The following is a 12,652-nucleotide window of genomic DNA, read 5'->3' as shown; positions in this document are numbered from 1 at the left end:
CGCGGCGGCTGAAGCCGACCGGCGGAACGCACCACCGCCCTGCTAAGCCGTTGATCTACGGGAATATTCGCGGAACGCCGGGCGATCACCCCGCCAAAGTTGCAGATCTTGAAGTGGGGAGCGCCGCGGCGACTTCAACTCGGGCCGCCCGGCGTCACGGTCGGCTCTGCAGAAAACGCACCACGCCTTCCTTGTAAACGCGGTCGCCGACCGCGCGCATGTGGTCGCGGCGCGGAATGTCGAGCACCTCGGAGCCGGGAATGATGCCGCTGAGTTCGTGCGCCGACCCGGCGACATCGTCGTCGGTGCCGACCGCAATCAGCACCGGCACCGCGATCGCCGCCGCATCCTCCCGGCTCATCAGTCCGCGCGACCCGCGCATGCACGCCGCCAGCGCGGCGTGATCGGACCGGGTCTGATCGGCGAAGGCGCGGAACGTCCGACCGACCGGATCGGTGACGTCGTCGAGCGACGGCGCCAGCAGGGCCTGCGCGACGTTCTCGCCGGGACGCCCTTCGTTACTCAACAGCCCCATGCCAAGGCCGCCGAGCACGACCGAGCGCACGCGCTGCGGCATGCGCAGCGCCAGATTGGCGCTGATCCGCGCGCCCATCGAATAGCCCATCAGATCGGCACGCGGAATCGACAGATGATCCATCAGCGCAGCGACGTCGTCCGCCATCTTGGCGAGTTGGTAGTCGGCCGGATCGTACAGCTTGGCAGACTCGCCATGGCCGCGATTGTCGAGCGCGACGACGCGGCGGCCCGCTCGCTTCAACTCCGACAGCCAGGACGGATACACCCAGTTGACGTTTTTGTTGGACGCGAAGCCGTGGACCAGCACGATCGGCTCACCCTCGCCGTCGTCGAGATACGCGATGTCGATTCCGCCGTGATCGAAGCTCGGCATGAAGTGTCCGGATGTTGTGAGCGGGAGGGGTGTTAGTTGATGAAGATCGAAACGACGAACTCAGGCGAGACGACAGGACGTGGCGACCGTCGGGTGAGAACTTGACGCCGCCGCCGATTCACGGCGAGCCGACGGCGAAACAATCCGGAACCACGCAAGGTGCATCGGGGACAATGGATTGCTTCGTCGCTTCGCCCGTCGCAATGACGATTGTGAGGCAAACAGCGCATTTTTTCCGCTCGAAGCCGTGATCTCGCTAGACGGGCGCAGCAAGGCCGCCCGTAGAGGCGGCAGCTTGAGCGCGTTTGGCTTCGGCGAGCAGGCGTCGGACGCGGCGAGCCTTGCCGCGGTCGATCCAGCTCTGCGTCATGCGCTCGACGCCGGATTTCAGCGAGGTGACGAGGCCGAACAGCGTCACCAGCGCGCCGAAGATCCACCAGGCGAAATTCCACGCGCCGGTCGTGAGCAGCAGTGCGCCGCGACCGAGGATCTTGAGGAAGGCGCGGGTCTGGCTGCCTTTCGACTCGGCCAGCCGCGCCGCGCGGGCGACGTCCTTGGGGCCCTCGGCGATCTTCAGCGTATCGAGCGCGCCGCGCGTGCCGGCCTTCTCGCCGACCCTGCCGACATCCTTGGCGAGCCGCATCAGCCCGCCTGCCTTTTCGGTCCGAAACGCGGCCTTCACGGCCGTCACCGTCTTGTCGGGTCGAACGGTGGTTCCATCCGCCACGGCCCGGCGCAGCGCCGGCGCATCGACCACCTCACGCGCCGAACGGCTGGCCCAGCTCGCCAGCCCCTCGCCGAGCCGTCCGACCTTGCGGGCGTCCTTGACTATCGTCAGCCCGGCGCGCACCGGCCCCGCGCCTCCGACCGTGACGTAAGTGGCGGCGGTGATCGCAATTCCGGCCGCCGCGAGACCGAGCACCAGCCGGTCGGCCTCGGCGCCGGTCGCCAGATTACTTCCCTCGCGAACCACGTCGCGGATGTCGCCAAAGACGAACAGATCGCCCGCCACCGTACCGGACAGGCTGGCCCCATCCTCGGCCTTGCCGGTGATCAGTCCGGTGGCGAACCGCGTCGCGACGCCGGTTGCAGATCGCTCGACCGCAACCGCGTCGGCGACGCGGTGCTTGAGGTCGTCGGGCAACGCGATGTTCCGCGTCGTGGCAAGCTGCACCAGACTATCCGCCAACTCCGGGTCATGGGCATCCATCGCTTCGCCGATATGCCGTGCGATGAGGCCCGGGTCCCGCTGCAAAGCTGCCGAGAGTTGCAGTTCCGACAGTTGCGCTGGATCGTCCTGCGCGGCAAGAAGCGCCGCAGCTTGTTGGGCATGCGGCCACGTCAGCACCAGCGCAACCGCGCAGAGTGCGATGCCGGCCTTCGCAATGCCCAGCTTCAGACGCATATCAACCAACCCTCACGTGTCAGATGTGGGGGCGTCACACCTCGGACACAACCGATCCGACGAAAGAAGGGCTTCTCCAACATCATGCGATTGTGTCGAATTTCCACGGGCAAAGCCTGTCGAGGCGCTCTAGGAATCATGCCGCGACGCCGGTATGGTGCGCTGCACCGTGATGTGCCCTCTCCGTCGCGAGCAAAGGTGAGCTGATGTCCGACCACGTGGTTCCACATTTCCAGAACGATGCCGGTGTTGCCATGATCGAGATCGGCTCGAAGGAATTCATGTGCGTCGGCGCGAACCCGCCGTTCGACCATCCGCATGTGTTTCTCGACCTCGGCAACGACAACGAGATCATCTGCCCGTACTGCTCGACGCTGTATCGCTACGCCCCGGATCTCGCCCCCGGCCAGGCTCGGCCGCCGGAATGCGTCCTGAAGGACAAGGTCGCCTGATCGCGCCGTGACGGCGGCCCGCACCATCGTCGTTGCAGGTGCGGGAATCGGTGGACTGACGGCTTCGCTCGCGTTCGCCGCGAAGGGCTTTCGGGTCATCGTGCTGGAAAAGGCCGAGCGGCTGGCGGAAGCCGGCGCCGGTCTGCAAATCTCCCCGAATGCCAGCCGTGTGCTGGTCGATCTCGGACTGGCCGACCGGCTGGCGCCGCGGGCAATCGCGCCCGATGCCGTGTCGGTGATGAGCGCCCGCACCGGCCGCGCCTTGCTGCGGCTGCCGCTTGGTGAACAGGCTGCGGCGCGCGCCGGCGCGCCGTATTGGGTGCTTCACCGCGCCGATCTGCAGGCCGCGTTACGGGCGCAGGCCGAAGCCACTCCGGCCATCGAGCTGCGGCTCGGTTGTGTCGTGGAAGACTACGTCAGCCATACGCATGGCATCACTGTCGGCCACCGCCGCCACGGCGCACGCGGCGATACGCAGGCCTTGGCGCTGATCGGAGCCGACGGAATCTGGTCGGCGGTGCGCAGCCAGTTATTTCCGAGCAGCGCGCCTCACTTCAGCGGGCTGATCGCCTGGCGCGGCACGGTCGATGCCGCAGCGCTGCCGCAACGCGAGCCACTGCGCGGCGTGCAACTCTGGATGGGCCCCGGCGCTCACCTCGTGGTCTATCCGATCTCCGGCGGACGCCTCGTCAACCTTGTGGCGATCGTGCCGGACGACTGGCAGCGCGAAGGCTGGAGCGCGCCCGGTGAGCCGCATGAAATCCAGAGCCGTTTCGCCGCAGCCGGCTGGGCTCCGGCGGCACGGCTGCTGGTCGAGGCCGTCGACAGCTGGAAACGCTGGGCGCTGTTCGCGATGCCCGATGGCGGTGCCTGGACCGCCGGCGCAACCGCCCTGCTCGGCGACGCGGCGCACGGCATGCTGCCGTTCGCGGCGCAGGGCGCCGCCATGGCGATCGAGGATGCGGCCGTGCTGGCGCAGTGCCTCGGCGACAGCCATGGCCCCGGCACGTCAGGCGATCCGCTGTCAGTGCCCGCGTCGCTGCAGCGCTACGCCCAGGCACGGCGCGCACGCGTGTCGCGTGTGCAGCGGCTGGCGCGCCAGAACGGCAAGATCTATCACCTCACCGGAGCGATGGCGCTGGCCCGCGACCTCGCGATGCAGGCGCTCGGCGCCGAACGGCTGATGGGCCGGCAGAGCTGGATCTACGACTGGCGGATTTGAAGCGCGCTATCGTCTGGCGCGCGGAGGCTTGGCACCGGGAGCCGCCACGGTCGGCGGAGCCGCTTCGGTGCATTTGTTGTCGCGCCAGGTCTGTTCGGCGAGCCGCGACTGCGCCTTCACATTGATGTAGTCGTTGCGATACGCGACCTCGGACACAACCGAACCAGCGACGCCCGTTTCCGCCTTGCGCATCAGCCCGTCGAGATCGGCCAGCCGCGCATCGAGGCTCTTCCGTTCGGCGGCGAGTTGCTCGCAGTTGTACAGGTCGTAGCGCGCCGGATCGACGAATGCCTGCGACATCGCGCTGTCGCCGATCGCCGCGCAGCCGGACAGCCCAGCGCCGGCCAGCAGACCGGCACCGACGAGCGCGAAACGAGGAAGCCTGAAAGAAATCGTCATGGGCCGCGTCTATAGACAGAAATGAGGCGTTCGTAAAATCAGGCCCGCATGTCCGCAGTGTGGCCGACGCTGCCTTGGCGGCCCCCGGACGCAGCGATAGGGTCCGGCGCGACACACAGCCCAACAGGATCGACGCGATGCCGACTCCCCCGACCTTTCCGGCCGACGCTTTTGCCGCCAAGGCAAACGCGCACGCGCTCTATGTCGGTGACCGCATCAACACGTCCGGTTTCGAAGAACAGGCCCTGTCGTCGGTGCCGCTCGCGGTGCGCGCGGGCGCCGGCATCGCGGTGCTGTTCCGCTACGGCGTGGTGGTGCTGATCGGGCTGAGTGCCGATGAAGAAGCGGCGTTCCTGCAGCGGCTGAAGCCGCGCATCGGCGGTGCTTTCAACAACATCGACGACGAAACGGCGGCGTTCCAGCTGGATGGCGACGATCAGGTCGCGGCCGGCGGGCCGATTCAGCTGCGGCAGATGTCGCTGGAGCGCCTGCTGATCATCGCCGACGTGCTGGCCAAGAGCGTCGTGCTTGCGCATGACGAGCGAGAGGTCGCCAGGGTTTTCGAAGTGATCGAGCCGTTCGCCCGCGAGCTTGCCGATCACGGCCACACCCGCCGCAGCCGCCCCGCGATGATGAAGCTGATCGGCAATGCGCTGCTGGTGCAGCACCGCGTCTCCGGCCGCGTCGCCATTACCGAGAAGCCGGACGCGCTGTGGGAACGCCCCGACCTCGAGCGGCTTTACGCACGCCTCGAAGACGAATACGAGCTGAAAGAGCGCGTCGACACGCTGAACCGCAAACTCGCGGTCGTCGCCGAGACCGCCTCCACCCTCGCCGACATCATCGACACCCGCCGCGCGCTGCGGCTCGAGCTGATCGTCGTGGTGCTGATTGCAATCGAGGTCGTGGTCGCCTTCGTGCAGATCGCGATGGGCCGCGGACATTGAGCCGGGAGGTTTCGACGCCGCGTTGCTGTCGTACGCCAGGAAAGACGGTCCAATGTCCGAACTGATCCGACGAGGCACCGCCGCCGACGTCGACGCCATCTCCGACCTGACGATGCGCGCCTACCAGAAATGGCTCGCGCTGATCGGCTACGAGCCGCTGCCGATGCTTGCCGACTACGCAGTCGCGGTGCAGGAACATCGCTTCGATCTGCTGGAAGTCGACGGCGCGCCGGCCGCGCTGATCGAGACCGAACTCCGCGCCGACGACGTGCTGATCGTCAACGTCGCGGTGTCGCCGGACGCGCAGAAGCGCGGCTATGGCCGCCGCTTGCTCACCGTGGCCGAACAGATCGCGACCGAGGCCGTTCGCACGACACTGCGCCTCTACACCAACGAGCGCTTCGAAAAAAACATCCGCCTCTACGCCTCCCTCGGCTACGCGGAGGAGCGATTGGAAACCCGTGCGAACGGAGCCCGCGTGGTGCACATGGTGAAGCGGATCGCGTAGTTGCCGTTGGTGCGGGCGGCCGGGCTCGAACCGGCACAGACCTCTCGGTCCGAGGGATTTTAAGTCCCTTGCGTCTACCAATTTCGCCACGCCCGCATCGGCGCGCTCGGGTTGCGATGCGGGCAGCGACGGGAGAGTGCGGAGCACCGCAACGTTCCTGAATGCCGATGCCGCACTGCATCACGCCCGAAGGCCTGCCCCGGCGCGCGGCCTTGCCATGCCCGATTCCGCGCCAGAGCGCCGCATTCATAGTCGAGCGCGGGGCACAACGCAAAGCGGGTTGCGGCGGCGGAGTGGCTGCGCCGGCCGCGCGCTTTGACATCACCCCCGACTTTCGAGTGAGATGACCGCCGGTGCCTGCATGCTCCGAGTGCGGCGGCTGGGGTGGCGTCATCGGCCTCACCGGACCGCCCTGCTCGGCCGCGCATCGTTGCCCGATCTTTGCATGCAGTGCGCCGACATTCGTCCCGCCTCAACCTGCGACCGCAAGGGTGATCCTCCACATGCCGACCATCGACCGTATCGACGCTTTCGCCGACGAGCTGACCGCGATCCGCCGCGATCTGCACATGCACCCGGAGATCGGCTTCGAGGAAGTCCGCACCTCCAACATCGTTGCCGAGAAGCTCGACGCCTGGGGCATCGAGGTGTTTCGCGGGCTCGGCGGCACCGGCGTGGTCGGCGTGCTGAAGGGCAAGGGTGACGGCAAGCGCCGCATCGGCCTGCGCGCCGACATGGACGCGCTGCCGATGGAAGAGCACACCAATCTGGCGTGGCGCTCGACCATTCCGGGCCGCTTCCACGGCTGCGGCCATGACGGCCACACCACCATGCTGCTCGGCACCGCGCGCTATCTCGCCGAGACGCGCAATTTCGACGGCACCGTGCATTTCATCTTCCAGCCCGCCGAAGAAGGCCTCGGCGGCGCGCGGGCGATGCTGAGGGACGGCCTGTTCCAGAAGTTCCCCTGCGACGAACTCTACGGCCTGCACAATGCGCCCGACCTCGCCCATGGCGAAATCGCGATCCTGCCCGGCCCGGCGATGGCCGGCGCCGACTTCTTCGACATCGTGATCTCCGGCTACGGCGCTCATGGCGCGATGCCGGAGCGCTCCAAGGATCCGGTTGTGATCGCGATGACGCTCGGCCAGGCGCTGCAGACCATCGTCAGCCGCAACGTCGACCCGCTGCATTCGGCAGTGCTGTCGATCACGCAATTCCATTCCGGTTCGGCCTACAACGTGATCCCCGGCGAAGCGCGGCTCGCCGGCACGGTGCGCTGCTTCTCCGACGACATCCGCAAGCTGGTGCGCGAACGCATGAGGGCGCTCGCCGCCGGCATCGCGGCGGCGTTCGACGTCGAGATCAGCGTCGACATCCGCGACATTTTCAGCGTGCTGGTGAACCAGCAGGAGCAGAGCGACGTCGTCGCCGAGGTGGCGCGCGGCGTGGTCGGCGACGCCAACGTCAAGCTGCGCGAGCAGCCGAAAATGGGCAGCGAGGATTTCGCCGACATGCTGCAGGCGATCCCCGGTGCGTATTTCTGGGTCGGCCACGACGGCGACGTGCCGGTGCACAATCCCGGCTACGTGCTCGACGACAAGATCTTGCCGATCGGTGCCAGCATGTTCGCGCGGATTGTCGAAACGCGCCTGCCGGTGGCCGCCAATGTCTGACGGCCTGTCCAGCAAGACGATGACGCTGAACGACCTCTCTGCCACCGAACTGCTCGCCGGTTACTACAGCAAGCAGTTCTCTCCGTCCGAAGTGATGGACGAGGTAATCGCGCAGGCGGAGCGCTGGGAGCCGCACCTCAACGCGCTATATGCGTTCGATCCCGACGGCGCGCGACGCGCGGCGCGGGCCTCGACCGAACGCTGGCAGAAGGGCGAGCCGCAGGGCCTGCTCGACGGCGTGCCGGTGACGATCAAGGAGAACGTGGCGACGCAGGGCACGCCGGTGCCACTCGGCGTGCCGATCACCGCACTGACGCCGGCTGCCGTCGATGCCCCACCCGCGGCGCGGCTGCGCGAGGCCGGCGGCATTCTCTGGAGCAAGACGACGATGCCGGATTTCGGCATGCTGTCTTCGGGCCTGTCGAGCTTCCACGGCGTCACCCGCAATCCGTGGGACGTGTCGCAGAACACCGGCGGCTCGTCCGCCGGCGCGGGCGCGGCTGGCGCGGCCGGCTACGGGCCGCTGCATCTCGGCACGGATATCGGCGGCTCGGTGCGGCTGCCGGCGAACTGGTGCGGCATCTTTGCGCTGAAGCCGTCGCTCGGCCGCGTGCCGATCGATCCGCCCTATGTCGGCCGCTGCGCCGGGCCGATGACGCGCACGGTGGATGATTCCGCCCTGATGATGAGCGTGCTGTCGCAGCCCGACCCGCGCGACGGCATGAGCCTGCCGCCGCAGGGCATCGCGTGGAGCGAGCTCGATATCGATCTGCGCGGCAAGAAAATCGGCCTGCTCACTGATCTCGGATTCGGCATGCCGCTGGAGGACGACGTCCGCCGCGTTGTCACCGAGGCTGCGCGGACCCTCGAAACGCAGGGCGCGATCGTCGAAGAGGTGCAGCTCGGCTTCACCCGCGAGATGATGGACGGGCTCGACGCGTTCTGGCGGGCGCGGATGTGGGACGATGTCAGCAAGCTCAGCGAAGAGCAGCGCGCGCAGGTGCTGCCCTACATCGTGCGGTGGGCGGAGGGCGGCGCGACCTTGTCCGGCGTCGACGTGGTACGCGGCTTCAACCAGACCATGGCGGTGCGGGCGATGGGCGCGACGCTGTTCGCGAATATCGACTATCTGATCTCACCGGTCGCGCCGGTGGTCAGCTTCGCCGCCGACTTGCCCTCGCCGCTCGACGATCCTGATATTCCGTTCGATCACATCCTCTATACCGTTCCGTGGAATATGGCGGAGAATCCCGCCGCCTCGATCAACGGCGGCTATAGCTCGAAGGGATTTCCGATCGGCGTGCAGATCGTCGGCCGTCGCTATGACGATCTCGGCGTGCTGCGGATCGCAAAAGCCTTCGAAGGCCTGCGCGGCGCGCAGAAGCCGTGGCCGACGCCGCCGCGATGAACGGCCACGCTTGACCTGGGCACCACCCAGCAACTAACCATCGTCATTCCGGGGATGCGCGCAAAAGTGCGTATCCCGGAATGACGCGCCGCGAGGCACCAACAAGAACAACAACGGGCGAAGGAAACACCCATGGCAGAACATTCGGCCTACGAGACCATCAAATACGAGGTCGCCGATCAAATCCTCACCATCACGCTGAACCGGCCGGACAAGCTGAACTCGTTCACGCCGACGATGCAGCACGAGCTGATCGAGGCGTTCGACAAAGCCGATGCCGACGACAACGTGCGCGCCATCATCGTCACCGGCGAAGGCCGCGCGTTCTGCGCCGGCGCGGATCTCTCCTCCGGCGCCGACACGTTCGATCGCGATGCGCGCCGCGGTCCGGTGCGGCGCAATGCAGATGGCTCGACCGACTACAGCGACCCGCAAGTCCGCGACGGCGGCGGTCAGGTGACGTTGCGCATCTTCAAGTGTCTCAAGCCGGTGATCGCCGCCGTGAACGGCCCCGCGGTCGGCATCGGCGTCACCATGCAGCTGGCGATGGACATCCGCATCGCATCGGACGCCGCGCGGTTCGGCTTCGTGTTCTCGCAGCGGGGCATCGTACCCGAAGCCGCGTCGAGCTGGTTCCTGCCGCGCATCGTCGGCATCGCCCAGGCTTTGGAGTGGTGCTACACCGGCCGCGTGTTCCCGGCGCAGGAAGCGCTGGAGGGCAAGCTCGTCAGCCGCGTCGTGCCGGCCGACCAACTGCTTGAGACCGCGCGCACGCTCGCCAAGGAGATCGCCGCCAAGACCGCGCCGGTGTCGGTGGCGCTGATCCGGCAGATGATGTGGCGGATGATGGGCGCCGACGATCCGATGGAAGCCCACAAGATCGACAGCCGCGGCATCTACGAACGCGGCCGCTCCGACGACGTCAAGGAAGGCGTCAGCTCGTTCCTGGAAAAGCGCCCGGCGCAGTTCAAGAACAAGGTCACCGCCGACATGCCGCCCTACTTCCCGTGGTGGGACGAGCGCGAATACAAGTAAGCGCGGGCGCCGAACCGGCGCTCACTCGCTCAAGATCGCGACGGCGCGCGTCCAGCCTGCGGACGCGCGCTCGATCTTCACCGGGAAGCACGACACCATGAAGCCGGTCGCGGGCAACAGCTCGAGATTGTGCAGCTTCTCGAGGTGGCAATAGCCGATGTGCCGACCGGCCTTGTGGCCTTCCCAGATCAGGCTGGCGTCCTTGGTCTCGGCGTAGCGCTGCGCCGTGAAGACGAACGGCGCGTCCCAGCTCCACGCATCGGTACCGGTGAGGCGGACGCCGCGCTCGAGCAGATACATCGTCGCCTCATAGCCGACGCCACAGCCGGAGTTGACGTAGTCGGGCCGCCCGAATTTCGCGCCGGCGCTGGTGTTCACCACCACAATCTCGAGCGGCGACAGCGTGTGCCCAATCCGCGCAAGCTCGGTCTCGACGTCCTTGGCGGTGACGACATAACCGTCCGGCAGATGCCGGAAGTCGAGCTTCACGCCCGGCTGCAGGCACCAGTCGAGCGGCACCTCGTCGATCTTCGGCGACCGTTCGCCGCGATTCATCGTCGGGTGGAAATGCCAGGGCGCGTCGAGGTGTGTGCCGTTGTGCGTCGACAGCGACACCTGCTCGACCGCCCAGCCCTGCCCATCCGGCAGATCCTCCGCCTTCAGGCCGGGGAAGAACTGCAGCATGCGCGGCAGCCCCTGCTGGTGATCGATGTACTCAATGGTCGGATGATTGCCCGGCGGATCGGCGGGAACGTCGTTCTGCAGCGGCACGGAGATGTCGATCAGTTTCCTCGCCATCGCGTTCCTCCTCGATGTATGAAGCCGCAGACATGCTGCCGCTGCCGGTCGTCACTTAATATCAAGCGGCAGCGGCAAGGCCTTGCTAAGCATCCTTCGCGGGCGCGGCTTTCAGCTCCGGGAAATCCTCTTCGCGAAACTCGACACCGCGCAGGGCGTCGGCCTGATCGTGCTCGTGCTCGATGCGGCGGAGATGGACGCGGCGGATCTTGCCGGAGATCGTCTTCGGCAGTTCGCTGACGATCTCCAGCTTGCGGATGCGCTTGAACGGCGCCAGCCGGCCTTGCATGTGCTTGAAGATCGACAACGCGGTGTCGCGCGAGCGCTCGGCGTTCGCGGTGAGCAGCACATAGGCTTTCGGAATGGCCAGCTTGATCGGATCCGGGCTCGGCACCACCGCGGCTTCGGCCACGAGATCGTGCTCCAGCAGCACGCTCTCCAATTCGAACGGCGAGATCCGGTAGTCCGAGGACTTGAAAACGTCGTCCGTACGGCCGACGAATGTGAGATAGCCATCCTCGTCGGCGAAGGCGACGTCGCCGGAGCGGTACACGTCGCCGTCGGCGCCCGCGAGCTTGCCGCCCTCGCCCTGATAGCCTTGCATCAGGCCGGCGGGCCGCGCATCGCCGAGCGCCAGCGTGATCTCGCCTTCGGTCGCGGGATGGCCGTCGGCATCGGTGATCTTGACGACATAGCCGGGCAACGGCCGGCCCATCGAGCCGATCTTCACCGCTTGCCCCGGCGAGTTGCCGACCATCGCGGTGGTTTCGGTCTGACCGTAGCCATCGCGGATGGTGAGGCCCCAGGCGGCTTTGACCTGATCGATCACTTCCGGATTGAGCGGCTCGCCCGCGCCGCAGACCTCGCGCAGGGCGACTTTGTAGTCCGCGAGCTTCTCCTGGATGAACATTCGCCACACCGTCGGCGGCGCGCAAAGTGTGGTGACGCCGCAGCGACCGATGGTGGCGAGCAGGCTCTTGGCGTCGAACCGCGGCTGATTGACGACGAACACCGTCGCGCCGGCATTCCATGGCGCGAAGAAGCAGCTCCAGGCGTGCTTGGCCCAGCCCGGCGAGGAAATGTTGAGATGCACGTCGCCCGGCTGCAGCCCGAGCCAGAACATCGTCGACAGCGCGCCAACCGGATAGGAACGTTGGCTGTGCCGCACCAGCTTCGGCTTCGCCGTGGTGCCGGAGGTGAAGTACAGCAGCATCGGATCGTCGGCCTGGGTCGGACCGTCCGGCACGAACGCATCGGAATGCTGCGCCGTCTCGTCGTAGGCATGCCAGCCGCCTTGCGCGTCGCCGACCACGATGCGGAGCAGATCGTCGCCGCCGAGGCCGGCAAACTTGGCGACTTGATCCGGCGCAGCGACCACTGCCTTGGCGCGACCGCGGTCCAGCCGATCGCGCAATTCCTCCGGCGTCAGCAGCGTCGTCGCCGGAATGGTGACGAGGCCGAGCTTGATCGCCGCCAGCATCGTCTCCCACAGCGGCACGACATTGCCGAGCAGCAGCAGCAGATGATCGCCGCGCTTCAGGCCTTTGGCGCGCAGATAGTTGGCGACCTGGTTGGAGCGTTTCGACAACTGCGCAAAGGTCGGCTTGACCTCGCTGCCGCTGGCGCCGTCGACAATCCACAGCGCCGCGCGGTCGCGGCTGTCCGGGTTGCTGGCGAGCTCGGCATCGAACCAGTCGAGCGCCCAGTTGAACGGCAGCGGATCCGGCCAGCGAAAGCTGGCGACGGCTTTGTCGTAGTCGGTGCGGTATTGGAGCAGAAAGGCACGGGCTTGCTGGAATGTCGTCATGGCGCCCTCGTCAATCGTCACACTGAGCAACTACAAAGAAGACGTCATCCTGAGGAGCCCGGCGCAGCCGGGCGTCTCGAAGGAT

At 66.9% G+C, this 12,652-nt stretch carries 12 protein-coding genes and 1 tRNA gene; 7 read left to right on the top strand and 6 right to left on the bottom strand.

Features of this window, described 5'->3' with window-relative positions:
* Nucleotides 1-154 precede the first annotated feature (154 nt).
* Complete coding sequence (locus ACFFJ6_RS24300) at nt 155-910, bottom strand: alpha/beta fold hydrolase (RefSeq protein WP_378392794.1); 756 nt, start codon at nt 908-910, stop codon at nt 155-157.
* A 256-nt stretch (nt 911-1,166) separates the two neighbouring features.
* Nucleotides 1,167-2,315 (bottom strand): hypothetical protein, encoded by a 1,149-nt coding sequence (locus ACFFJ6_RS24295; protein ID WP_378392792.1) that lies wholly within the window; start codon nt 2,313-2,315, stop codon nt 1,167-1,169.
* Nucleotides 2,316-2,521: 206 nt separating this feature from the next.
* Between ACFFJ6_RS24295 and ACFFJ6_RS24290 the strand changes: the two genes are divergently transcribed.
* A complete protein-coding gene (locus ACFFJ6_RS24290) occupies nt 2,522-2,767 on the top strand; it encodes a zinc-finger domain-containing protein (RefSeq protein WP_054165255.1) in 246 nt (81 codons plus the stop codon).
* A gap of 7 nt (nt 2,768-2,774) precedes the next feature.
* Nucleotides 2,775-3,989, top strand: coding sequence for an FAD-dependent monooxygenase (locus ACFFJ6_RS24285; protein ID WP_378392789.1), 1,215 nt, complete (start codon nt 2,775-2,777; stop codon nt 3,987-3,989).
* Between the two features lie 6 nt (nt 3,990-3,995).
* Here ACFFJ6_RS24285 and ACFFJ6_RS24280 read toward each other — a convergent pair whose 3' ends face one another.
* Nucleotides 3,996-4,388 carry a twin-arginine translocation pathway signal gene (locus tag ACFFJ6_RS24280; protein ID WP_378392787.1) on the bottom strand — a complete coding sequence of 131 codons (393 nt, stop codon included), beginning with the start codon at nt 4,386-4,388 and terminating at the stop codon, nt 3,996-3,998.
* A 137-nt stretch (nt 4,389-4,525) separates the two neighbouring features.
* On the opposite strand from ACFFJ6_RS24280, the gene ACFFJ6_RS24275 reads away from it, so the two are divergent.
* Complete coding sequence (locus tag ACFFJ6_RS24275; protein WP_378392785.1) at nt 4,526-5,335, top strand: RMD1 family protein; 810 nt, start codon at nt 4,526-4,528, stop codon at nt 5,333-5,335.
* 52 nt (nt 5,336-5,387) lie between these two features.
* Entirely contained in the window at nt 5,388-5,843 is a 456-nt protein-coding gene (locus ACFFJ6_RS24270; RefSeq protein WP_378392783.1) for a GNAT family N-acetyltransferase, read from the top strand.
* A 7-nt stretch (nt 5,844-5,850) separates the two neighbouring features.
* Here ACFFJ6_RS24270 and ACFFJ6_RS24265 read toward each other — a convergent pair.
* Nucleotides 5,851-5,939 (bottom strand) — tRNA-Leu (locus ACFFJ6_RS24265).
* Between the two features lie 407 nt (nt 5,940-6,346).
* Here ACFFJ6_RS24265 and ACFFJ6_RS24260 point away from each other — a divergent pair.
* From ACFFJ6_RS24260 to ACFFJ6_RS24250, 3 genes are all read left to right on the top strand, one after another.
* Nucleotides 6,347-7,519 carry a M20 aminoacylase family protein gene (locus ACFFJ6_RS24260; RefSeq protein WP_378392781.1) on the top strand — a complete coding sequence of 391 codons (1,173 nt, stop codon included), beginning with the start codon at nt 6,347-6,349 and terminating at the stop codon, nt 7,517-7,519.
* Entirely contained in the window at nt 7,512-8,927 is a 1,416-nt protein-coding gene (locus ACFFJ6_RS24255; RefSeq protein ID WP_378392779.1) for an amidase, read from the top strand. Before ACFFJ6_RS24260 ends, ACFFJ6_RS24255 begins: the two co-directional genes overlap by 8 nt.
* Nucleotides 8,928-9,059: 132 nt before the next feature.
* Nucleotides 9,060-9,962 carry a crotonase/enoyl-CoA hydratase family protein gene (locus tag ACFFJ6_RS24250; RefSeq protein ID WP_378392777.1) on the top strand — a complete coding sequence of 301 codons (903 nt, stop codon included), beginning with the start codon at nt 9,060-9,062 and terminating at the stop codon, nt 9,960-9,962.
* Nucleotides 9,963-9,983: 21 nt separating this feature from the next.
* Here the strand turns inward: ACFFJ6_RS24250 and ACFFJ6_RS24245 are convergent, their stop codons facing one another.
* A complete protein-coding gene (locus ACFFJ6_RS24245; RefSeq protein ID WP_378392775.1) occupies nt 9,984-10,760 on the bottom strand; it encodes a cyclase family protein in 777 nt (258 codons plus the stop codon).
* Nucleotides 10,761-10,845: 85 nt separating this feature from the next.
* Nucleotides 10,846-12,567 carry an AMP-binding protein gene (locus tag ACFFJ6_RS24240; RefSeq protein WP_378392773.1) on the bottom strand — a complete coding sequence of 574 codons (1,722 nt, stop codon included), beginning with the start codon at nt 12,565-12,567 and terminating at the stop codon, nt 10,846-10,848.
* Nucleotides 12,568-12,652: the final 85 nt, after the last annotated feature.

The organism is Rhodopseudomonas telluris (assembly GCF_042432815.1).
Classification (GTDB): Bacteria; Pseudomonadota; Alphaproteobacteria; order Rhizobiales; family Xanthobacteraceae; genus Rhodopseudomonas; species Rhodopseudomonas telluris.
This window is presented reverse-complemented; position numbering and strand designations above follow the sequence as displayed.

What these genes read in the sequence shown, in the direction of transcription:
- ACFFJ6_RS24290 (WP_054165255.1), top strand. Translation starts at nt 2,522, where the DNA reads ATGTCCGACCACGTGGTTCCACATTTCCAGAACGATGCCGGTGTTGCC.
- ACFFJ6_RS24275 (WP_378392785.1), top strand. Translation starts at nt 4,526, where the DNA reads ATGCCGACTCCCCCGACCTTTCCGGCCGACGCTTTTGCCGCCAAGGCA.
- ACFFJ6_RS24280 (WP_378392787.1), bottom strand. Translation starts at nt 4,388, where the DNA reads ATGACGATTTCTTTCAGGCTTCCTCGTTTCGCGCTCGTCGGTGCCGGT.
- ACFFJ6_RS24260 (WP_378392781.1), top strand. Translation starts at nt 6,347, where the DNA reads ATGCCGACCATCGACCGTATCGACGCTTTCGCCGACGAGCTGACCGCG.
- ACFFJ6_RS24300 (WP_378392794.1), bottom strand. Translation starts at nt 910, where the DNA reads ATGCCGAGCTTCGATCACGGCGGAATCGACATCGCGTATCTCGACGAC.
- ACFFJ6_RS24255 (WP_378392779.1), top strand. Translation starts at nt 7,512, where the DNA reads ATGTCTGACGGCCTGTCCAGCAAGACGATGACGCTGAACGACCTCTCT.
- ACFFJ6_RS24245 (WP_378392775.1), bottom strand. Translation starts at nt 10,760, where the DNA reads ATGGCGAGGAAACTGATCGACATCTCCGTGCCGCTGCAGAACGACGTT.
- ACFFJ6_RS24250 (WP_378392777.1), top strand. Translation starts at nt 9,060, where the DNA reads ATGGCAGAACATTCGGCCTACGAGACCATCAAATACGAGGTCGCCGAT.
- ACFFJ6_RS24240 (WP_378392773.1), bottom strand. Translation starts at nt 12,567, where the DNA reads ATGACGACATTCCAGCAAGCCCGTGCCTTTCTGCTCCAATACCGCACC.
- ACFFJ6_RS24270 (WP_378392783.1), top strand. Translation starts at nt 5,388, where the DNA reads ATGTCCGAACTGATCCGACGAGGCACCGCCGCCGACGTCGACGCCATC.
- ACFFJ6_RS24295 (WP_378392792.1), bottom strand. Translation starts at nt 2,315, where the DNA reads ATGCGTCTGAAGCTGGGCATTGCGAAGGCCGGCATCGCACTCTGCGCG.